We start from the raw sequence: 20,460 nt of genomic DNA on the forward strand, positions 1-20,460 counted from the left end.
CAGTATAGGGATGGGCCGGGCGGGCAAAGAGATCGCGCACCGGAGCGGTTTCCATGACCAGGCCGCCATAGAGCACCAAGACGCGGTCGGTCACTTCGGCGATGACGCCGAGATCGTGGGTGATGAGGATGACCGACATGCCCAGGCGCTGCTGCAAATCCTTGAGCAGGGACAGGATCTGGCGCTGGATGGTGACGTCGAGCGCGGTGGTCGGCTCGTCGGCGATCAGGAGCTTGGGGTCGCAGGCCAAAGCCATGGCGATCATGACGCGCTGGCGCATGCCGCCGGAAAATTCGTGCGGATAGGATTTGAGGCGCGTGGCGGCCGAGGGGATGCGCACCAGTTCGAACAGTTCGATGGCGCGGGCGCGGGCCTCGGCGCGGCTGGCCTTGCGGTGGCGCAGAATGGCTTCCATCACCTGCTCGCCTACGCTGAGCGTGGGATTGAGCGAGGTCATGGGGTCCTGGAAGATGACGCCGATGCGATTGCCGCGCAGTTCGCTCAGGGCATTTTCGTCGAGCGACAGCAGATCGGTGCCCTCGAAGCTGGCGGTGCCGCCCTTGATGCGGCCACCGGCCTTGAGCAGGCGCAGCACCGACATGCAGGTGATCGACTTGCCTGAGCCGCTCTCGCCGACCAGGCCGAGCATTTCCCCGGGGAAGACATCGAAGCTGACGCCGCGCACGGCCTGGACTTCGCCGCGGCGGGTGAAGAAGGAGGTGGCGAGATCGCGGACGGAAAGAATGGGCTGGGTCATCCGCGCAACCTCGGATCGAGGGCATCGCGCAGGCCATCCCCCAGGAAATTGAAGGCAAACATGGTCAGGGAAATCGCGGCGGCAGGGAAGAAGAGCTGATGTGGATAGGCCCGCAGTGTCTCGACGGCTTCGGAGGTCAGCGAGCCCCAGCTGGCCAGCGGCGGGGTGACGCCGAGACCGATAAAGCTCATGAAGCTCTCGATGAAGATGGCCGAGGGGATGAGCATGGTCAGGGTGACGATGATGGGGCCGATGGAATTGGGCAGCAGGTGGCGGGTGAGGATGCGCGCCGGGGAAGCCCCCATGGTGCGGGCGGCGGCGACATAATCCTGGCTCTTGAGCGAGAGAATCTGTCCGCGCACGATGCGCGCCATATCGACCCAGAACACCGAGCCGATGGCGATGATGATCGAGAGCAGTCCGCTATCGAACACAACCATCAGCAGCACGACATAGAGCGTCAGCGGGATGGTGGAGATGATTTCGACAAAGCGCATCATCACCGCATCCACCTTGCCGCCCATATAGCCGGCAATGCCGCCATAGAAGACGCCGACAAAGAAGTTCACCAGGGTGGCGACAAAAGCGACGGTGAGCGAAATCTGCGCGCCATAGAGCTGGCGCACGAGAATGTCGCGCCCGAGCTGGTCGGTGCCGAAGATATAGGTGCGGTTCCAGCTCCAGCCGGAGGGGCGCAATTCGCTGCCGTCTGCCAGCAGCAGGCGCGGCGGCAGGCTGGAATAGTCGAGGGTGACGGTGGTGTCGCCAAACTCGAAAGCCTGGCTCTTCTTGATCATGTCGCGACGCTCGCCGCGTACCAGAGAGAGCACGTGGCCCTCGCTATCAACCTCGTAGAGGTTGAAATTGGAGGCGTTGAGGAAGAAGCGGGTGGTTTCGCCGGTGGAGCTGGTGACCGCATAGGTCTCGAAAACAGGCGGGATATTTGAGAGCTTGAGGTCCTGGCGGAAATAGGTGTGCGGGGACAAGGCCGGACCGAAAAAGGCGGCAATGACCAGCGCGACGATGAAGACGATGCTGGCCATGGCCGGCTTGTTTGCGAGAAGGCGCCGGCGCACTTCCTGGCCATAGGTGGGCGCGGGCGGTGGCGGGGGTGCCTGGGTGGCGTCTGCCGGCAGCTTGGCCCACATCTCGGGAGCGATCTGGGTCATGCGGCGGCCTTGCTGAGCTTGATGCGGGGATCGAGCCAGACATAGAGCAGGTCGACGATGAGGATCATGACCATGAGAATGGCGGCGTAGAAGATGGTGATGCCCATGATGGCGGTGTAGTCGCGATTGGTGATCGAGAGCACGAATTGCCGGCCGATGCCGGGCAGGGCAAAAATCTGCTCGATGACGAAGGAGCCGGTGACGAGATTGGCGACCACCGGGCCAAGCACGGTGACCACCGGCAGGAGCGAATTGCGCAAGCCGTGCTTGATCAGGATCTGGCCGGGTTTCAGGCCCTTGGCGCGGGCGGTGGTCATATAGTCCTGCTCGAGCGTTTCGAGCAGCGAGGAGCGCGTCAGGCGCGAGACGAAGGAAATCCAGAAGCCGGAGAGGGCAATGACCGGCAGGATATAGCCGCGCCAGTCGTCGAGCCCGAAGGTGGGCACCCAGCCCAGCCGCAGGGCGAAGACATAAAGCGCCACCGTGGCAATGACATAGGAAGGGATGGCGACGCCAAGCGTGGCGATGGCCATGACCAGCGTATCGGGCCAGCGATTGCGGTTGAGCGCGGCGGTGATCCCCAAAGGCACGCCGACGGCGACGACGCAGATGACGGCCAAAAGGCCGGTCTGCAGCGTCACCGGCAGGCCGGCGGCGATCATCGAATTGATCGAGACGCCCGGATATTTGAACGAGGGGCCAAGATCAAAGCTGAGGATGCGGGCGAGATAGTTGAGGTATTGCTGCCAGATGGGCAGGTCCAGGCCGTATTTGGCATTGAGCGCCGCGGAAATTTCGGGCGCCAGCATGCGCTCAGACACGAAGGGCCCGCCCGGCACAGCGTGCATGAGGAAGAAAGTGAGCGTGATGATGGCGAACAAAGTCACGGCCATCATGCCCAGGCGACGCAGGATATAGGAGTACATCAGAAAGTCTGGCTTGAAATGGTTTGCTTATAGCCGGGCGCTGGGGAGCACATCGCCCATATGCATCAGCAAATGGGCGGGCAATCAATCCACCGCGCCGCGTTATAGGAAAATAATTTTGCGCAGTTTGACGCAGGCAAAAGGGGCGCGGGTCAGGCCGACAGGATGTGGATATGCGGCTTGCCGTGGTGCGGACTGGTCTCGACGCGCGCATCGACGCGGAAGACATCGCGCAAAAGCTGTTGCGTGAGAACGGTTTCCGGAGTGCCGCGGGCAACGATGCGGCCCCTTTCCATCACCACCAGCTGGTCGCAGAACAGGGCGGCGTGGTTGAGATCGTGCAGGGCGATGATGCTGGTGAGCTGCAGCGCCGAAATCAGCTGCAGCAGTTCCATCTGATGCTGGATGTCGAGATGGTTGGTGGGCTCGTCGAGCAGGATTTCGGTCGGGGTTTGGGCAAGGGCGCGGGCGATATGGACGCGTTGGCGCTCGCCGCCGGAAAGACTGTGCCAGAACTGGTGCTGCCGATCGAGCATGCCGACGCGGCTAAGCGCTTCGCGCACGGCCTGGTCGTCGGCCCTGGTCCAGCCCGAAAGCGGGGCGCGGTGGGGAATGCGGCCGAGCCGGACCACATCGAGCACCCGCACATTGGCCTCGGTCGAGGCATGCTGTTCGACCAAAGCCACGCGGCGGGCGAGAGCACGGCGGCCGATGCGGCCGATGTCCTGGCCATTGAGGGTAACCATGCCGGCCTCAGGGCGCCGCAGCCCGGCGAGCAGGCGCAGCAGCGAGGACTTGCCCGAGCCATTGGGGCCCAACAGGCCCAGCATGCCACCACGCTGGGCTTGCAGCGATACATCGTCGACGATGCGCTTGTGCCCGATGGACCAGGAGAGGTTCTTGGCCGCGATGGTCATGCGGCCCCCTTGGAACGGTAGAGGATGATAGCGAAGAACGGCACGCCGACAAGTGCGGTCACCACGCCGATGGGCAGCACCTGCTGGGGCATGACCACGCGGGCGACGATATCGGCAAGCACCATGAAGATGCCACCGGCAACCACGCAGGTGGGCAGCAGACGGGCGTGGTTGGGGCCGACGATGAAGCGGGCGGCATGAGGCACGACGAGGCCGACAAAGCCGATCGAGCCGACCATGGAGACGATGGTGGCGGTCATCAGCGCGGTGACGCCAAACAGCCCGAACCGCACCGCGCCTACTGGTATCCCGAGCGAGGCGGCGGCGTCGTCGCCGAAGGCGAAGGCGTCGAGCGCGCGGGCGAAATAGAGGCAGACGAGGAAGCAGAGGCCCACCACGGCGGCCACGAGGTAGAATTCGGGCCAGCGCACGCCGCCAAAGCTGCCCAGAAGCCAGAACATGACGTCGCGGGCCTGCTGGGCATTGCCCGACGTGGTGACGACATAGGAGGTGAGGGCATTGAACAATTGCGAGGCGGCCACACCGGCAAGGATGGTCTTGCCCGCCCCCCCGCGCGCGCCATTGGAGAGCAGGGCGACGAAGAGGAAGGCGGCGAATGCGCCGGCAAAGGCGCCGGCGGAGAGGGTGAGCGTGCCCGCCCCGACCCCGAGAATGACGATGGCCACGGCCCCGGTGGAGGCGCCGGCGGAAATGCCCAGCACATAGGGCTCCGCCAGGGCATTGCGCAACAGCGATTGCAGCACCGCTCCGCTGAGCGCGAGGCCGGCGCCGCAGCAGGCGGCGACCAATGCGCGGCTGAGCCGATAGTCCCAGATGACGCTTTCCTGGATGGGCGGCAGGGCAATGGCGGTCCAGCCCAGCCGATTGGTGAATGCGGCAAAGGTGACATCGAGCGGGATCGACATCTCGCCGATGCCGGTGCCGGCGGCAATGGCCAGCACCAGCAGGAGGCTGGAGAGCAGGAGCAACAGGCCAAGCCCGGCTCCCGCAAGCCTGTCGTGCCAGATCACTGGATGAGACCGGGCTTCTCGAGCTGGGCGGCCACCTGCTCTGCGCCATAGAGGGTGCGGATAGTGGGGTTCATCGCCTGGCCGTCCATAACCACGATATGGTCGTTCTTGACCGCGTCGAGCTGGCTGACGGCCGGGTCAGACTTGAGGAAGGCAATCTTGTTGGCAGGCTTGTCGAGCTCCCAGCGATTGCGATCGAGATCGGCGACCACGATGACATCGGGATTGGTGGCCATGATGCCTTCCCAGCCCATGGTGGGCCATTCGGCCTCGGTGGTGATGGCATTGTGGCCACCCAAGAGGTCGGCAATGAACCCGGATGCACCGTTCTTGCCGCCGAGATAGGCGTCATCGGCGGGGCTGGGGCTGGAGAACCAGAAGACGAAGGAGAGGTCCTGGTTGGCCGTGCCGACGCGCGCGCGCAGGGCGGCTTCGCGGGCCTTGAAATCGGCGATCAGCGCCTGGCCGCGATCGGCCACGTCGAAGATCCGGGAGAGCTCGTCGATTTCCTGGTAGAGCAGATCCATGTTCCACAGCGCATCGCGGCTGCCATAGACATCCTTGGTATCCTGGCGGGTGGTGCAGACGCCGGGAGAGAGATAGCCGGGGATGCCGAGCGTCTCGAGGTCCTCGCGCTTGATCACCTTGCTCTCCGGGCCAAGCAGCAATGGCAATTGCGCGGCCACGAAGTCGGGGCTTTCGGCCAGCACCGCCTCGAGGCTGGGCTGTTCGACGGTAAGGAGCTTGACCTTGGCATTGGCCGCTTCGAGCTCGGGCAGCACCTTGCTCGGCCAGAAGGCGGTGGCCACCATGTGGTCTTCAAGCCCGAGCAGCAGCATGATCTCGGCGCTGTTCTGCCCCAGGGCGACGGCGCGTTCGGGTGCCTTGTCGAAGGTGACGGAGACGCCGCAATTGTCCAGCGTCAGGGGATAGCTGGTCGAGGCGGCAAAGGCGGGAACTGTTCCCAGCGCCAGAACGAGACTGAGCAGCGCGGCGCCGGACTTGATAGGAAACATGAGATGGCCTTGGAAAGCGTTTTGCGAGGAGGGCGCGCGTGCGCCTTCTACGCCGGGGTGTGGCGTAAAACAAGACTGCATATGTCATGTTATGCTGGCCGAAGACCCGGCGGATACTCAGGCGGCGAGGATGGTGTCGACCTCGGCGCGGCTGGGGGGCTGGCAACCTTTCTTGCCGCAATTGAGGCCGGCGACGACGGCGCCGAAGCGTAGCGTGGTGGCAAGGGCTTCGGCATCGAGCTGGCCCAGGGCGCCGGGCTTGAGCGCGCCGGTTTCGGAGAGCCAGGTGAGGATGCCCGCCATAAGGCTGTCGCCGGCGCCCACCGTGTCGCCGAAAACCGGCGGCGCATAGATGGCGGCCCTGGCTTCGGCCCGACGCGAAAAGGCGCGCGAGCCGTGTTCGCCCAAGGTGACGACGACCAGCTCGCAGTTGGGCCGGTCGAGCAATTTTGCAGCGTAATCCTCGATGCTGAGCTCGGGCGCCAGCCAGGCGTGGTCTTCCTCGGAAAGCTTGATCAGATGGGCGAGATCGAGAAATTGCGACAGGCGGCGGCGATAGCCGTCCTCGTCATCGACCAGCTTGTCGCGGACATTGATGTCAAAGGAGATGGTGGCGCCCCGGCCGATGGCGGCGCGGACAATGTCCAGCCAGACCAGGGCGTCTTCCTCGAGGATCGGGCAGAAGCCGCCGACCTGGTAGAGGGCAATGGATTGCGGCAGGGCCCTAAGCAGGCCGTCGCGGGTGAAGGCGCGGTCGGCACCACGCTCGAAGACGTAGGAGGCCTGCATCTTGTCATTGAAACTGACTATGGCCTTGGTGGTCGGGGCGGCGACGCGCTCGGTTAGCAGCACCGACACCTTGGCTTCGGCCAGGGGTGCGAGCAGGAGGTCGCCGTGCTCGTCCTGGCTGATAGGGCAGAGAAAGCCGGTGTCATTGCCCAGCTTGGCCAGCGCAATGGCGCAGTTGAACGGGGAGCCGCCAGCATGGGCGACGCGCTCGGCGCCGGGCGCTGCCGAGACCGGCACCAGATCAATCAGGCTCTCACCGCCGACAACGAACATGGTCTCTTCCCCTAAAGTGTGTCGGTGCTGCCATAGCACTTTAGTCGCATGAGTTTCCAGCCCGTCGCGATGGGTTGCCAGAGGGCCGATCCCGGCCGAAATCGGCCGGGTCATGCGGAGTTAAGCGTTGACCCACCGAACGGATAATGTTCAATCGGTCCAGTGGATTGCCGTCTCGGGGAGAGGGATGGCGTCCGAGGGAAGAAGGGAGGCTCTCAATTGCAAGGGCTCGCTGCGCTGGTCCGGGTGATCAGCGCCATCAACTGGCTTGTGGGCCAGGTCTTGTCTTGGCTCGCACTGGCGTGCGTGTTCGTCTGTTTCAGCGTCGTGGTGCAACGCTATTTCTTTCACAGCTCGACCCTGTGGATGCAGGATCTCTATGTGTGGCTGGCCGGTGCCATGTTCACCGGGGTGGCCGGCTTCGCACTGCTGCGCAACGACCATGTGCGCGTCGACATCTTCTATCGCCCCGCCTCTGTGCGGCGCCGGGCTATTTCCGACCTGATCGGGGTGGTGCTGTTCCTGATCCCGTTCATGGTCGTGGTGTGGACCTATACTTTCCCGGCCGTCAGGCGCTCCTGGGGCTTTTATGAGGCCTCGTCCAATATCGGGGGTATGCCGGGACTGTTCATCCTCAAGACCTTCATCCTGGTATTCGCCGTGCTGGTCGGCCTGCAGGGCCTCGCCATGGCCGCCCGCTCCATCCTGGTGCTGGCCGGGCGCGAGGCGCTGTTGCCGCCCGATCTGCGCTACGAAACCGATGAGGAAAAGCCGCAAGCGGCCGGAGGAACTGCCTGATGGATCCCGTCCTTATTGGGGAAATTCTCGCCGCGCTGATGTTTTTCGGCATTATCGGCGTGTTGATGCTGGGCTTTCCGGTGGCGTTTTCGCTGGCCGGCACGGCGCTGATCTTCGGACTGGTCGGCATGTGGCTGGGCGTCTATGACCCGTCAAATTTCGGCTCCTTGGCCGGACGCTATATCGGGCTGATGACCAATGAAGTGCTGGTGGCGGTACCGCTCTTCATCTTCATGGGCGTGGTGCTGGAGCGCTCGGGCATTGCCGAGCAATTGCTGCTGACCATGGGCAAGCTGTTCGGCAATCTGCGCGGCGGACTGGGGCTTTCGGTGGTGGTGGTGGGGGCGCTGCTGGCGGCATCGACCGGCGTGGTCGGCGCCACCGTGGTCACCATGGGGCTGATCTCGCTGCCGGCCATGCTGCGTGCCGGCTATGATCCCAAACTCGCCACCGGCGTCATCTGCGCCTCGGGCACGCTGGGGCAGATCATTCCGCCCTCCACCGTTCTCATCTTCATGGGCGACATGCTTTCGGGCATCAATGCCCAGGTGCAGATGTCGAAGGGCAATTTCGCGCCGGAGCCGGTTTCGGTCGGGGCGCTGTTTGCCGGCGCCATCATTCCGGGCCTGCTGCTGGTGGGGCTCTATATTCTCTACATCATCTTCAAGGCGATCACCGATCCCAAATCCTGCCCGGCGACGCCGGTGCCGGAGGCAGAAAAGCAGCATCTGGCGCGGGAGATTGTAACGGCGCTGGTGCCGCCGCTGCTGTTGATCGTGGCGGTGCTGGGCTCGATCCTGGCCGGCGTCGCCACGCCGACGGAGGCGGCATCGGTGGGCTCGATCGGTGCACTGATCCTGGCGCTGCTCCGCCGCCGGCTCGATTTCGGCGTGCTCAAGCAGGCGGTGATCTCGACGGCGACGATCACCTCGATGGTGTTCATCATCCTGTTCGGCGCGGCGGTGTTCTCCATCGTCTTCCGCATGATGGGCGGCGACAATCTCGTGCACGAATTCCTCTCCTCCATGCCGGGCGGTGCCGTTGGCGCGCTGATCATCGTCATGCTGATCATGTTCCTGCTCGGCTTCATCCTGGATACGTTCGAGATCATCTTCATCGTCATTCCGATCACCGCCCCGGTGCTGCTGGCGCTGGACGTGAACCCGATCTGGCTGGGGGTGATGGTGGGCGTGAACCTGCAGACCAGCTTTTTGACGCCGCCCTTCGGCTTTTCGCTGTTCTATCTGCGCGGCGTGGCGCCCAGAAGCGTCTCGACCGGCATGATCTATCGCGGGGCGGTGCCCTTCGTGATCCTGCAGCTCGTGGCGCTGGTCTTGCTGTTCATGTTCCCGGACCTGATCACCTGGCTGCCCAAGATGATCTATGGCTGAGCACGGCTTCGGCGCCGAAGAACAAAAGACCGGCGGAGCGATCCGCCGGTTTTTTGTTTTGGGGCAGGGGCCAACATGGGCGTGCCGGGATCGTTCAGCAGCCCCATCCGCATGGTGCGGCCCAGCCTCCGTGCCCAAACCCAGAGATCCCCTGATCATTGTATGCTCGACCGTTGCCAAGACGGGCAAGTGAAGCACCCCCGGGGTCGGGCCCGAGGGTGGCGGCCGGTGATGGTAGAAAGGGCAAGAGTTGGCGAGGCGGCATGGTGGTTTGCTGCAGGCGCCGAAACCCAACCAAACAAAAACCCCGCGGTGGTAACCGCGGGATTGGGGTATGCCGGCGGGCCGGGATTACTCGTATTTGATGTATTTTTCGCGGGCGGCAAGGAAGGGCATGTCGGTGCCTTCGGTGCGCTGGCGCAGCAGGTTGAAGGCGGTGACGAAGCTTTCGGCCACTTCCTTGGTGAGGGCGTCGCCGCCGTCGCGGATTTCGGCGATCAGTTCCATCGACGCCTTGGCGCCGGCCTCGAGAATTTCCTCGGGGAATTGCCGCACATTGACGCCGTGCTCGGTGACCAGCGCGTTGAGGGCGCGGGGATCGTTGGCATACATGTCGGAGGCCACGTCGTCATAGGAGGCCTGGGCGCACATCTTGACGATTTCCTGCAGGTCTTCGGGCAGCGCCTGGAACTTAGCCTTGTCGACGACGATTTCGGTTGCCAGGCCCGGCTCGACGAAGCTGGGGAAGTAGTAGTTCTTGGCGATCTGATAGAAGCCGAGCGCCAGGTCGTTATAGGGGCCGACGAATTCGGCGGCGTCGAGCGTACCGGACTGCAGGGCGGCAAAAATTTCGCCGGCGGCCAGGTTGGTGACGGATGCGCCGAGCTTGGCCCAGACCTGGCCGCCCAGGCCCGGGGTACGGAAGCGCAGGCCCTGGATATCGGCAACGCCGGTCAATTCGTTGCGGAACCAGCCGCCGGCCTGGGTGCCGGTGTCGCCCGAGAGGAAACCTTGCAGGCCGAACTGGTCGTAGATCTTGTCCCAGAGTTCCTGCCCGCCCAGATAGCGCACCCAAGCGGTGAGCTCGCGGCTGGTCATGCCATAGGGCACGCCGGTGAAGAAGCTGAGGCCCTGGCTCTTGTTCTGCCAGTAATAGGGGGTGCCGTGGCTCATTTCGGCGGAGCCGTCGATCACGGCATCGAGCGCCTGCAGACCCGGAACCATTTCACCGGCGGCGTAGAGCTGCACGGTCAGTCGGCCACCGGAGGCGCGGGTGATGCGGTCGGCGAGGTTCTGGGCGCCGACCCCCAGGCCCGGGAAATTCTTGGGCCAGGTGGTGACCATGCGCCAGGTGATATTGCCCTGGGCAATGGCGGGTGCGGCCAGAGTGGTGGCTGCCGCCGCGCCGATGGTGGCCACCGAAGCCTGCTTGAAGAATTCGCGTCTTTTCATTCATTTCCTCCTGAAAATGCGCCGCCGGGCGACGCATGCAGCGCGGCTCCCTCTCCCTGGGACACGCTGGTCCCGATCAAGAAAGCAATCGTGGCGGCTGCTGTCCAGCATCTTGTTTGTTCGCCTCGACTTTTTACCGGTCCGCACCAGCACAGGAATTATTTCGTCGCTGCGGGATGAAAGCTCGGGCTGTGGTGTTGATACTGGTGAAGCGCGCGCAGGCGGCTTCCCACACAAGGAGACACTGAAATGCAGTTCCGTTCGCTTCTCGCCGGCGCCGCGGCGCTCGCGCTGTTCGCCGTGCCAGCCTTTGCCGCAGACTTTCTCGGCGGGCAGGTCAAATCCACCGATATCGGTGGCAAGATGGTGCTGACCGACGCCAATGGCATGAGCCTTTACACCTTCGACAAGGACACCAAGGGTGACGGCAAGAGCGTGTGCAATGATGATTGCGCCGCCAAGTGGCCGCCGCTCTTCGCCGACGACAATGCCGCCCCCGAAGGCGATTTCACCGTCGTGACCCGCGACGATGGCACCAAGATGTGGGCGTATAAGGGCTGGCCACTTTACTATTGGTATGAGGATGCGGCTGCCGGCGACGTCAAGGGTGACGGCGTGGGTGGCGTCTGGCATCTTGCGGTCGAATAAGGCGTAGACGTTCCAGGACCGTTCGGCGTGGTCGATTTTCTTGATGAGCTCGAAGCCAATGTACCGGCCCTGCGCCGGTATGCGCGGGCGCTCACCCGCGATATCGACCGCGCCGACGACCTCGTGCAGGATTGCCTGGAGCGCGCCATCGGCCGACGTGGGCTGTTCCAGCCACGTGGGCCGCTGCGCCCCTGGCTCTTCACCATTCTCACCAATTTGCATCGCAACAGCCGGCGCGAGGCGCGACGGCAGGGCACCGTGCTCGATCTCGATGCGGTGGCTGAACCGGCAATCCCGGCCCCGCAGCCCGGCCATATGGCGCTGGCGGAGCTGGCGCGCGCCATCGACACCCTGCCACTCGATCAAAAGGAAGCCTTGCTGCTCGTGACTCTCGAAGGCCTTGCCTATGCCGAAGCCGCCGCCATTCTGGGCATCCCCACGGGCACGCTGATGAGCCGGTTGGGCCGTGCCCGTGCCAGCCTCAGGACCATGACCGGCACGCCGGCCGAGCCGCATTTGAGGACGGTCAAATGAGTACGCCCGATCGCGACCGGCTGATGGCCTATATAGACAACGAACTCGATACCGCAGGGCGCGCGGCGGTGGAGGCCGATGCCGCCGCCATGATCGAGATTGCCGCCCTGCAACGGCAGGCCGACGCCATCCGCACGCTTTTTGCGCCTGCCGCGGCCGAGCCGGTGCCGGCGCGGCTCGATCCGCATCGGCTGGCGCTGGTGCGCAATCGGCAGCGGGTGCAGGCGGTGGGGCGTGCCGCCATGATCGTCGCTGTGCTGGGCGTCGGCATTGCCGCCGGCTGGATGCTGCGGCCGAGCGGCGAGGCGCCGGCGCTTTACGACCGGCTGATCGCCAATGCCGTCAGTGCTCACACCGTCTATGTGGCCGAGCAGCGCCATGCGGTGGAGGTTTCGGGCAGCGACAGCGAGCATTTGTCCAACTGGCTGTCAAACCGGCTGGCCAGCAAGCTGGCCATGCCCGATCTTTCGGCAGAGGGGCTGAGTTTTCTGGGTGGGCGGCTGCTGCCGGCGCCGGAAGTGGCGGGCGGACGGGCGGCGCAACTGATGTATGAGGACGCCGCGGGCGAGCGGCTGACGCTTTATATAACACCATCGAACGGGGTGGGCGGGCCGGCGCTGGATACAGTGCGGTTCGGCGTCGATACGGCTGTCTATTGGGCCGACGATATCTTCACCTGCACCCTGGTGGGGCCGCAATCGCCCGAGGCGATGCAGGCGGTGCTGACCAGCGTGGCGGCGCAGTTGAGCCCCGGCCAAAGCCAGCGCGGCTACCGCGATCTCTGAAAACCTCTCCCTTTGGCGGAGGGGTGGGGGCGCGGCGCCGGGTAGGGGGGCATCCAAGATGCAGCCCGCCCCATCGTCACCACCGGGCTCGACCCGGTGGTCCACAAGATACCGTGCCGCTGGATTGCCCGGTCAAGCCGGGCAATGACGATCGGGGGATAACCAGAGACGCAGGCCCTATCCCCGTACCGGCGCATTCCGTGCCGGCAGGTCATTGGAATAGATGTTGTGCCGGCCGACATTGAGGATGTCGCGCTCGCCGCAGAGCGCCATGGTGGTGTCAAGTTCCTTGCGGATGATTTCGAGGACGCGGGTGACGCCGGCCTCGCCGCCGGCACCCAGACCATAGAGCATGGGGCGGCCGATGAAGGTGGATTTGGCGCCATAGGCGATGGCCTTGAGCACGTCCTGGCCGGAGCGGATGCCGCTATCGAGATAGACCTCGGTCTTGTGGCCGACCCGGTCAACGATTTCGGGCAGGACGCGAATGGTGGAGGGCGCGCCATCGAGCTGGCGGCCGCCATGGTTGGAGACGACGATGGCGTCGGCGCCATTGTCGATTGCAGCCTCTGCATCGTCGGCATCGAGCACGCCCTTGACGATGACCGGGCCGCCGAAGCGCTCCTTGATCCAGCGCACGTCGCCCCAGTTGAGGGTGGGGTCGAACTGGCTGGCGGTCCAGGAGGAGAGCGAAGCCAGGTCGTGATCACCGCTCACATGGCCGACGATATTGCGGAAGGTGTGGCGCTGGGTGCCGAGCATGCGTAGGCACCAGAGCGGATGCTGCATCATCTGCCAGACCGAATAGGGGGTGATCTTGGGCGGGGTGGAGAGGCCGTTCTTGATGTCCTTGTGGCGCTGGCCCAGGATCTGCAGGTCCATGGTGAGGACCAGGGCCGAGCACTTCGCGGCCTTGGCGCGATCGATCAGGCGATTGATGAAGTCGCGGTCGCGCATGACATAGAGCTGGAACCAGAAGGGAGCGTCGGTGTTCTCGGCCACGTCCTCGATGGAGCAGACACTCATGGTGGAGAGGGTGAAGGGAATGCCGAATTTGTGGGCGGCGCGCGCTGCCTTGATCTCACCGTCGGCGGTCTGCATGCCGCCCGTCGCCGCCGGGGCGATGGCCACCGGCATGGTGATTGACTTGCCCAGCATGTCGACCTTGAGATTGCGACCTTCGAGGTTCACCGCCACGCGCTGGTTGAGCAGGATCTTCTGGAAGTCGCTTTCGTTGTCGCGATAGGTGCTCTCGGTATAGGAGCCGCTATCGGCATATTCAAAGAACATCTTGGGGACGCGCCGGCGCGCCAGGCGCTGCATTTCCGCGACGGTCAGGACCTTGTCGATGGCGGGCATTTTCGGCACTCCGGCTGATGGTCTGTCTGCCCTAGCAACTAACATGTTAGTCGTCAATGTGAGTTGAGAGCAGGGCTGAGGTGAGCAAAATGCGGGGTGCGGGGACGGAACGCATCCGGCCGTGCGCCAGTTGAAAGAGGGACGGGCAGCTCGCCCGCCTTTTCAACCAGCGTCAGGACAAAGTCCCATGAAAACCCCGTCCATCGATATCAAAGCCAATGCCAAGTCCGCAGTGATCGAGGTTCTTAATGCGCGCCTCGCCGATGCCATCGACCTGGCGCTGATCACCAAGCAGGCGCATTGGAACCTCAAGGGTCCCAATTTCATCGCCGTGCACGAAATGCTCGATCCGATGCGCGCCGCCATCGACAACCATGTCGACATCATCGCCGAGCGCATTGCCCAGCTCGACGGCATTGCGCTGGGCACTAGCCAGGTGGTGGCCAAGGCGACCAAACTCGCCGCCTATCCCACCGATATCCGCAAGAGCACCGAGCATCTGGCGGCGCTGGCCGAACGCTATGCGGCCCTTGCCAATCAGGTGCGCGAGGATATCGACACCACCGATGAGGCCGGCGATGCCGATGCCGCCGATATCCTCACCGCCTTTTCGCGCGAGCTCGACAAGAATCTGTGGTTCATCAAGTCGCATCTCGAATAGAATCTATGTTGGGTCGGGGGTGCCTGGTGGCGTCCCCGCCGCTCCTATGTGCGCTGCTGTCCTATGCCTGCTTTTTAGGTTTGTAGGAAATATCGCAGCCAATGCGCACGAAAGTAGGAGTTCAGCCTAATTTTCGTGCATGATGCGCAGAATTTATGCAGAATGGCGTAAATCTCTGCCACGAAGTCCTATTTTTCCTATAGCTATTTCCTGCCTTTCCTATAGATTTTCCACAAAGTCCAACTTTGGCGCTTGCTCGCAGTTTGGAACTATGCAAATGTGCCCTGGTTAGGGCAGCTATTCTGTCCTATCTGACGCGTCGCCCCGCTCTCCGCGGCCAGCGCGCACGCTGGTTCGGCTGGACCATTCGTCGAGAATGGAAACGAACAGGCGGGGCTCAGAGCCCGAATTATGAGCGGCCATTTGGATGCAGTGCCGCTCCCCGTTAAAATGGCTGAAGCGCTCACCCGAGCCGTACGAAAACAGTACGACCCGCTTGGATTGCTGACCGCCAGAGGAAAGGATGCATCCGAGAGCCGGTGAACCGGCAGCAACAGGATGCGCACGCGACTTTAATTGCCCCCTGCGAGGGCGCCGAACAGAACGAGGTTGAGCCATGGCACACGAACGGACCGGACTTTCCGCCGAGACGGAACCAGTCGCCAGCAAAACCCTCATTCTCAATGGCAAGCGTGTCACCGGCCGCCCGGCGGCGCAGGGTCTTTATAACCCCGCCAACGAACACGATGCCTGCGGCATCGGCATGATCGCCAATATCAAGAACCTGGCCAGCCACGAAGTGGTCGAGAAGGGTCTCGAGATTCTCGAGAACCTCGAGCATCGCGGTGCGGTGGGTGCCGACCCGCTGATGGGCGATGGCGCCGGCATTCTGGTGCAGACCCCGCACGCCTTCTTCAAGAAGGTGTTGCCCTTCGATCTGCCCGAAAAGCACCACTACGCCGTGGTCATGATCTTTTATCCCAATATTGAAGGCCTGCGCGACCGCTGCGCCGATGTGGTGCGGCGTTGCCTCAGCCAGGAGGGCCTCGCTCTGCTGGGCGAGCGCATCGTGCCCACCAATAATGGCAAGCTCAGCCGGGGGGTGATCGCCACCCAGCCGGTGATCGAGCAGATGATCATCGCCCGCCCCGAGGGCCTGACGCTCGACGAGTTCGAGCGCAAGCTGTTGATCGTGCGCAAGGTGATCTCCAACACAGTTTATAAGGAAGTGCCCGAGAGCGATGGAGATAACGGCTTTTACGTCGTCTCCATGTCGGCGCGGACCCTGGTCTATAAGGGCATGTTCCTGGCCGATCAGCTGGGCAGCTTCTACCATGACCTGCACGATGCCGATTTCGAAAGCGCCATTGCGCTGGTGCACCAGCGCTTCTCGACCAATACTTTCCCCTCCTGGAAGCTGGCCCATCCCTATCGCATGACCACCCACAATGGTGAGATCAACACCATCCGTGGCAACGTCAACTGGATGGCGGCGCGGCAGGCCTCGGTGCATTCGCGCTATTTCGGCGAGGATATTTCCAAGATCTGGCCGATCTCCTATGAGGGCCAGTCCGACACCGCCTGCTTCGACAACGCGCTCGAATTCCTCGTGCGTGGCGGCTATCCGCTGCCGCATGCGGCGATGATGCTGATCCCGGAAGCCTGGGCCGGCAATCCGCTGATGGATGAAAAGCGTCGCGCCTTCTACCAGTACCATGCCTCGCTGATGGAGCCCTGGGACGGTCCGGCCGCCATGTCGCTCAGCGATGGTCGCTATGTCGTGGCCACGCTCGACCGCAATGGCCTGCGTCCGGCGCGCTATCTTGTCACCAAGGAAGGCCATGTGGTGCTGGCCTCGGAATCGGGTGTGCTCAACATCCCGGACGAGGACATTGTCGAGCGCTGGCGCCTGCAGCCCGGCCGCATGCTGCTGATCGATCTCGAACAGGGCCGCATCATCTCCGACGACGAGATCAAGGCGACGCTGGCGACCGCCAACCCCTATGCCGACTGGCTGGCCCGCACGCAGATCGTGCTGGAAGACCTGCCAGCCGTGCCGCCGCGTGCGCCCGAAGCCACCGAAGCGCTGCTCGACCGGTTGCAGGCCTTTGCCTATACGCAGGAAGACATCAAGCTGTTGATGGCACCCATGGCCACCACCGGCCAGGAAGCCGTGGGCTCGATGGGCACCGATACGCCGATCTCGGCGCTCTCGGACAAGGCCAAGCTGCTCTATACCTATTTCAAGCAGAACTTCGCGCAGGTGACCAACCCGCCCATCGATCCGATCCGCGAGGAATCGGTGATGAGCCTGGTCTCCTTCATCGGGCCGCGGCCGAACCTGTTCGATCTCGAGGGCCTCTCGACGGTCAAGAGGCTGGAAGTGCGCCAGCCGATCCTGACCAATGAGGATCTCGAAAAGATCCGCGGCATCGGCGACATCGAGAGCAACCAGTTCAAGACCAAGACGCTCGACATCACCTATCCGGCCGAACACGGCGCCGAGGGGATGGAAGCGGCGATCGAGGCGCTGTGCCAGGCCGCCGAGGAAGCGGTGCGGGGCGAATACAATATCATCATCCTCTCCGACCGGCTGGTGGCGGCGGACCGGCTGGATATCCCGACGCTCCTGGCGCTGGCCGCCGTGCATCACCATCTGATCCGCAAGGGCTTGCGTACCTCGACGGGTCTGGTGGTCGAAACCGGTGAAGCCCGCGAAATCCACCATTTCGCGATGCTGGCCGGCTATGGCGCCGAAGCGATCAACCCCTATCTCGCCTTCGAGGCACTGCAGTCGCTGCATGCCGAGGGCAATTATCCCGAGGAAGTGTCGGCCGACGAGGTCGTCTACCGCTATATCAAGAGCGTCGGTAAGGGCCTGCTCAAGGTCATGTCCAAGATGGGCATTTCGACCTACCAGTCCTATTGCGGCGCGCAGATCTTCGATGCGGTGGGGCTCTCCTCGGACTTCGTCAACAAGTACTTCTTCGGCACTGCCACCACGATCGAAGGTGTGGGTCTCAAGGAAGTGGCCGAGGAAACCGTGCGCCGCCACAACCTGGCCTTCGGCGATGATGCCGTGCTGCGCAAGCAGCTCGATGTCGGCGGCGAATATGCCTACCGCATTCGTGGCGAAAAGCATGCCTGGTCGCCCGATGTGGTGGCCGATCTGCAGCATGCCGTGCGCACTTTCGAAGAAAGCCCGGAAAATGCCCAGGACCGCTATAACAGCTTTGCGGCGCGGGTGAATTCGGGCGAGAACGGTTATCTCGCCATTCGCCACCTGTTCGACATCCGCCCCATCGGCCCGGCCGTGGCGCTGGAGGAGGTCGAGCCGGCCGCCGACATCGTCAAGCGTTTCGTCACCGGCGCGATGAGCTTCGGCTCGATCTCCCGAGAGGCGCATACGACGCTGGCCATTGCCATGAACCGGATCGGCGGCAAGTCCAATACCGGCGAAGGCGGTGAGGAGCCCGATCGCTATAAGCCCCTGCCCGACGGCTCGCGCAATCCGCTGCGCTCGGCCATCAAGCAGGTCGCTTCCGGCCGCTTCGGCGTCACCACCGAATATCTGGTCAATTCCGACCAGATCCAGATCAAGGTCGCGCAGGGTGCCAAGCCCGGCGAAGGCGGTCAGCTGCCTGGCCACAAGGTCGACTGGATCGTCGCCAAGACCCGTCACTCGACGCCCGGCGTGGGCCTGATTTCGCCCCCGCCGCACCACGACATCTATTCGATCGAAGATCTGGCGCAGCTGATCTACGATCTCAAGAACGTCAATGAGCAGGCCGATATCTCGGTCAAGCTGGTGTCGGAAGTCGGTGTCGGCACGGTTGCGGCCGGCGTCGCCAAGGCGCGCGCCGATCACATCACCATCTCGGGCTATGACGGCGGCACCGGCGCTTCGCCCCTGACCTCGCTCAAGCATGCCGGCGGCCCGTGGGAAATCGGCCTGGCCGAAACCCACCAGACGCTGGTGCTCAACAGGCTCAGGTCGCGCGTAAAGCTGCAGGTCGATGGCGGTCTCAAGACCGGCCGTGACGTGCTGATCGGCGCGCTGCTCGGTGCCGACGAATTTGGCTTTTCGACGGCGCCGCTGATCGCGGCGGGCTGCATCATGATGCGCAAGTGCCATCTCAACACCTGCCCGGTTGGCGTCGCCACCCAGGACCCGGTGCTGCGCAAGCGCTTCAAGGGTACGCCCGAGCATGTCATCAACTATTTCTTCTTCATCGCCGAGGAACTGCGTGGCCTGATGGCATCGCTGGGTGCCCGCACCCTCAACGAGATCATCGGCCGTTCGGACCTCCTCGATCAGCGGAAGCTCGACGATCACTGGAAGGGCCAGGGCATCGACCTCGCCAAGGTGTTCTACAAGCCCGAGCCGCTGGGTGGTGATACGCTCTATCACTCCGAGAGGCAGGACCATCACCTGGAAAGCGTGCTCGACCGCAAGCTGGTCGAACTCGCGGCCCCGGCGCTGGAAAACGGCACCCCGGTGCAGTTCGAGCTGCCCATTCGCAGCCGCGACCGCTCGGCCGGTGCCATGCTGTCAGGTGCCTTGGCCAAGAAATATGGCCATGAGGGCCTGCCCGACGACACCATTGCCATCACCCTGCGCGGCACGGCCGGACAGGCGTTTGGCGCGTTCCTGGCCAAGGGCATCTCGATCGACATGATCGGCGACGCCAATGACTATGTGGGCAAGGGGCTTTCGGGTGGCCGCATCGTGGTGCGTCCCTCGGACACGGTCGGGTTCGATCCCAATCGGTCGATCATCGTCGGCAATACCGTGCTCTATGGCGCCATTGCCGGTGAATGCTACTTCCGCGGCATTGCCGGGGAACGCTTCGCCGTGCGCAATTCGGGCGCCATCGCCGTGGTCGAGGGCACGGGCGATCATGGCTGCGAATACATGACCGGGGGCCTTGTCGTGGTCATCGGCCAGACCGGTCGCAATTTTGCGGCGGGCATGAGCGGCGGCGTCGCCTATGTGCTGGATGAAGACGGGACCTTCCGGTCGCGCTGCAACCTGGCCATGGTCGATCTCGAACCGGTGCAGGAAGAAGAAGAGCTGATGCAGAAGCTCCACCACCATGGTGGGGACCTCGAATGGCATGGCCGTGTCGACATTTCGGGCGACATGACCAAGCATGACGATGAGCGCCTGCACCAGCTGATCAGCAATCACCTGCACTATACCGGCTCGAGCAAGGCCAAGCACATCCTTGAAAACTGGGTCGAGATGCGGCCCAAATTCGTCAAGGTCATGCCGGTCGAATATCGCCGCGCCATCCTCGAGATGGAAAAGAAGCGCGCTTCGGGCGCCGTGGCGGCGGCAGAGTGATGATGCAGCTTTACGGCAACCTTGGCTCGGGCAACGTCCTCAAGGTCAAGTACATCGCCGACGCCACCGGCCGGCCCTTCGTTCTGCATGAGATTGCGTCGCGCTCCGGTGCGACGCAGACGCCGGACTTCCTCAAGCTCAACCCTGCCGGGCAGATGCCGGTGGTGGTGCTGGAGGATGGCCGGCCGCTGGCCCAGTCCAACGCTATCCTGCGCTATCTGGCGCAGGGGACGCGTTTCCTGCCAGCCGACCCGTATCTCGCGGCCAAGGTGGACGAGTGGCTGTTCTGGGAACAGTATAGTCACGAGCCGACCGTGGCGGTGGCGCGGGCCCGCGTCGTCTATGATGGGCAGGCTGTTGCCGATCTCGACCCGGGCCTTGTGGCCAGGGGAAACAAGGCGCTCGACCTGATGGAACAGGCGCTGACGGGTCGAAAATGGCTGGTGGGCGAGACCATGACGATCGCCGATATCGCCTTGCTCGCCTATACGCGCCAGGCGCCACAGGGAGGCTTCGATCTTGCCAAGCGCCCGGCAGTGCTGGCCTGGATAAAAGCCTCGGAACAAGAACTTGGACTGCCGTCCTTCCGGACGGAAAACTAGGAGGA

General features: G+C 63.5%; 17 protein-coding genes. 8 read left to right on the forward strand and 9 right to left on the reverse strand.

The annotated features are described in order from the left end of the window. The 7 genes from DEVEQU_RS10980 to DEVEQU_RS11010 all read right to left on the reverse strand — a co-directional run. Positions 1-757: ABC transporter ATP-binding protein (locus DEVEQU_RS10980; RefSeq protein WP_164550354.1), on the reverse strand; the 757-nt coding region annotated here is incomplete at its 3' end. After that, a complete protein-coding gene (locus tag DEVEQU_RS10985) occupies positions 754-1,926 on the reverse strand; it encodes an ABC transporter permease (protein WP_206437829.1) in 1,173 nt (390 codons plus the stop codon). The genes DEVEQU_RS10980 and DEVEQU_RS10985, both read right to left, overlap by 4 nt. Further along, positions 1,923-2,852 (reverse strand): ABC transporter permease, encoded by a 930-nt coding sequence (locus DEVEQU_RS10990; RefSeq protein ID WP_126150627.1) that lies wholly within the window; start codon positions 2,850-2,852, stop codon positions 1,923-1,925. Before DEVEQU_RS10990 ends, DEVEQU_RS10985 begins: the two co-directional genes overlap by 4 nt. 152 nt (positions 2,853-3,004) lie before the next feature. Continuing rightward, on the reverse strand, positions 3,005-3,769 hold the full coding sequence (locus DEVEQU_RS10995) for an ABC transporter ATP-binding protein (RefSeq protein WP_126150628.1): 765 nt from the start codon (positions 3,767-3,769) through the stop codon (positions 3,005-3,007). Continuing rightward, complete coding sequence (locus DEVEQU_RS11000) at positions 3,766-4,800, reverse strand: FecCD family ABC transporter permease (protein WP_386849554.1); 1,035 nt, start codon at positions 4,798-4,800, stop codon at positions 3,766-3,768. Before DEVEQU_RS11000 ends, DEVEQU_RS10995 begins: the two co-directional genes overlap by 4 nt. Beyond that, complete coding sequence (locus DEVEQU_RS11005; protein ID WP_126150629.1) at positions 4,797-5,816, reverse strand: ABC transporter substrate-binding protein; 1,020 nt, start codon at positions 5,814-5,816, stop codon at positions 4,797-4,799. Before DEVEQU_RS11005 ends, DEVEQU_RS11000 begins: the two co-directional genes overlap by 4 nt. A 117-nt stretch (positions 5,817-5,933) precedes the next feature. Further along, positions 5,934-6,878, reverse strand: a complete 945-nt coding sequence (locus DEVEQU_RS11010; protein WP_164550355.1) for a carbohydrate kinase family protein — start codon at positions 6,876-6,878, stop codon at positions 5,934-5,936. A 219-nt stretch (positions 6,879-7,097) separates the two neighbouring features. Here DEVEQU_RS11010 and DEVEQU_RS11015 point away from each other — a divergent pair, with 219 nt between their 5' ends. Together DEVEQU_RS11015 and DEVEQU_RS11020 are read left to right on the forward strand one after the other, a co-directional pair. Next, complete coding sequence (locus DEVEQU_RS11015) at positions 7,098-7,676, forward strand: TRAP transporter small permease subunit (protein WP_126150631.1); 579 nt, start codon at positions 7,098-7,100, stop codon at positions 7,674-7,676. After that, a complete protein-coding gene (locus tag DEVEQU_RS11020) occupies positions 7,676-9,067 on the forward strand; it encodes a TRAP transporter large permease (RefSeq protein ID WP_126150632.1) in 1,392 nt (463 codons plus the stop codon). The genes DEVEQU_RS11015 and DEVEQU_RS11020 overlap by 1 nt, the downstream gene beginning before the upstream one ends. Before the next feature lie 351 nt (positions 9,068-9,418). Here DEVEQU_RS11020 and DEVEQU_RS11025 read toward each other — a convergent pair whose 3' ends face one another. Beyond that, positions 9,419-10,519, reverse strand: a complete 1,101-nt coding sequence (locus tag DEVEQU_RS11025) for a TRAP transporter substrate-binding protein (RefSeq protein WP_126150633.1) — start codon at positions 10,517-10,519, stop codon at positions 9,419-9,421. Positions 10,520-10,768: 249 nt separating this feature from the next. Here DEVEQU_RS11025 and DEVEQU_RS11030 point away from each other — a divergent pair, with 249 nt between their 5' ends. The 3 genes from DEVEQU_RS11030 to DEVEQU_RS11040 are packed head-to-tail and all read left to right on the forward strand — an operon-like array spanning position 10,769 to position 12,486. Beyond that, the gene (locus tag DEVEQU_RS11030) at positions 10,769-11,167 is read left to right on the forward strand and encodes a COG4315 family predicted lipoprotein (RefSeq protein ID WP_126150634.1); all 399 of its coding nucleotides are present in this window, start codon (positions 10,769-10,771) and stop codon (positions 11,165-11,167) included. 27 nt (positions 11,168-11,194) lie between these two features. After that, positions 11,195-11,701, forward strand: a complete 507-nt coding sequence (locus tag DEVEQU_RS11035; protein ID WP_126150635.1) for a sigma-70 family RNA polymerase sigma factor — start codon at positions 11,195-11,197, stop codon at positions 11,699-11,701. Continuing rightward, complete coding sequence (locus DEVEQU_RS11040) at positions 11,698-12,486, forward strand: anti-sigma factor family protein (protein WP_126150636.1); 789 nt, start codon at positions 11,698-11,700, stop codon at positions 12,484-12,486. The genes DEVEQU_RS11035 and DEVEQU_RS11040 overlap by 4 nt, the downstream gene beginning before the upstream one ends. A gap of 177 nt (positions 12,487-12,663) precedes the next feature. Here the strand turns inward: DEVEQU_RS11040 and DEVEQU_RS11045 are convergent, their stop codons facing one another. Next, positions 12,664-13,845 (reverse strand): alpha-hydroxy acid oxidase, encoded by a 1,182-nt coding sequence (locus tag DEVEQU_RS11045; RefSeq protein ID WP_206437830.1) that lies wholly within the window; start codon positions 13,843-13,845, stop codon positions 12,664-12,666. A gap of 187 nt (positions 13,846-14,032) precedes the next feature. On the opposite strand from DEVEQU_RS11045, the gene dps reads away from it, so the two are divergent. The 3 genes from dps to DEVEQU_RS11060 all read left to right on the forward strand — a co-directional run bounded on the left by dps (position 14,033) and on the right by DEVEQU_RS11060 (position 20,455). Next, the gene (dps, locus tag DEVEQU_RS11050; RefSeq protein WP_126150637.1) at positions 14,033-14,506 is read left to right on the forward strand and encodes a DNA starvation/stationary phase protection protein Dps; all 474 of its coding nucleotides are present in this window, start codon (positions 14,033-14,035) and stop codon (positions 14,504-14,506) included. A 616-nt stretch (positions 14,507-15,122) separates the two neighbouring features. After that, on the forward strand, positions 15,123-19,853 hold the full coding sequence (gltB, locus tag DEVEQU_RS11055; RefSeq protein WP_126150638.1) for a glutamate synthase large subunit: 4,731 nt from the start codon (positions 15,123-15,125) through the stop codon (positions 19,851-19,853). Continuing rightward, complete coding sequence (locus tag DEVEQU_RS11060; RefSeq protein ID WP_329601462.1) at positions 19,853-20,455, forward strand: glutathione S-transferase family protein; 603 nt, start codon at positions 19,853-19,855, stop codon at positions 20,453-20,455. Before gltB ends, DEVEQU_RS11060 begins: the two co-directional genes overlap by 1 nt. The last annotated feature ends 5 nt before the right edge of the window (positions 20,456-20,460 follow it).

The organism is Devosia equisanguinis (assembly GCF_900631955.1).
GTDB lineage: Bacteria > Pseudomonadota > Alphaproteobacteria > Rhizobiales > Devosiaceae > Devosia > Devosia equisanguinis.

Bases quoted from the DNA above. Each gene is read 5' to 3' on its own strand.
- DEVEQU_RS11020 (WP_126150632.1), top strand. From the start codon at position 7,676: ATGGATCCCGTCCTTATTGGGGAAATTCTCGCCGCGCTGATGTTTTTC.
- gltB (WP_126150638.1), top strand. From the start codon at position 15,123: ATGGCACACGAACGGACCGGACTTTCCGCCGAGACGGAACCAGTCGCC.
- DEVEQU_RS11010 (WP_164550355.1), bottom strand. From the start codon at position 6,878: ATGTTCGTTGTCGGCGGTGAGAGCCTGATTGATCTGGTGCCGGTCTCG.
- dps (WP_126150637.1), top strand. From the start codon at position 14,033: ATGAAAACCCCGTCCATCGATATCAAAGCCAATGCCAAGTCCGCAGTG.
- DEVEQU_RS11030 (WP_126150634.1), top strand. From the start codon at position 10,769: ATGCAGTTCCGTTCGCTTCTCGCCGGCGCCGCGGCGCTCGCGCTGTTC.
- DEVEQU_RS10990 (WP_126150627.1), bottom strand. From the start codon at position 2,852: ATGTACTCCTATATCCTGCGTCGCCTGGGCATGATGGCCGTGACTTTG.
- DEVEQU_RS11040 (WP_126150636.1), top strand. From the start codon at position 11,698: ATGAGTACGCCCGATCGCGACCGGCTGATGGCCTATATAGACAACGAA.
- DEVEQU_RS11005 (WP_126150629.1), bottom strand. From the start codon at position 5,816: ATGTTTCCTATCAAGTCCGGCGCCGCGCTGCTCAGTCTCGTTCTGGCG.
- DEVEQU_RS11045 (WP_206437830.1), bottom strand. From the start codon at position 13,845: ATGCCCGCCATCGACAAGGTCCTGACCGTCGCGGAAATGCAGCGCCTG.
- DEVEQU_RS10995 (WP_126150628.1), bottom strand. From the start codon at position 3,769: ATGACCATCGCGGCCAAGAACCTCTCCTGGTCCATCGGGCACAAGCGC.
- DEVEQU_RS10985 (WP_206437829.1), bottom strand. From the start codon at position 1,926: ATGACCCAGATCGCTCCCGAGATGTGGGCCAAGCTGCCGGCAGACGCC.
- DEVEQU_RS11025 (WP_126150633.1), bottom strand. From the start codon at position 10,519: ATGAAAAGACGCGAATTCTTCAAGCAGGCTTCGGTGGCCACCATCGGC.
- DEVEQU_RS11060 (WP_329601462.1), top strand. From the start codon at position 19,853: ATGATGCAGCTTTACGGCAACCTTGGCTCGGGCAACGTCCTCAAGGTC.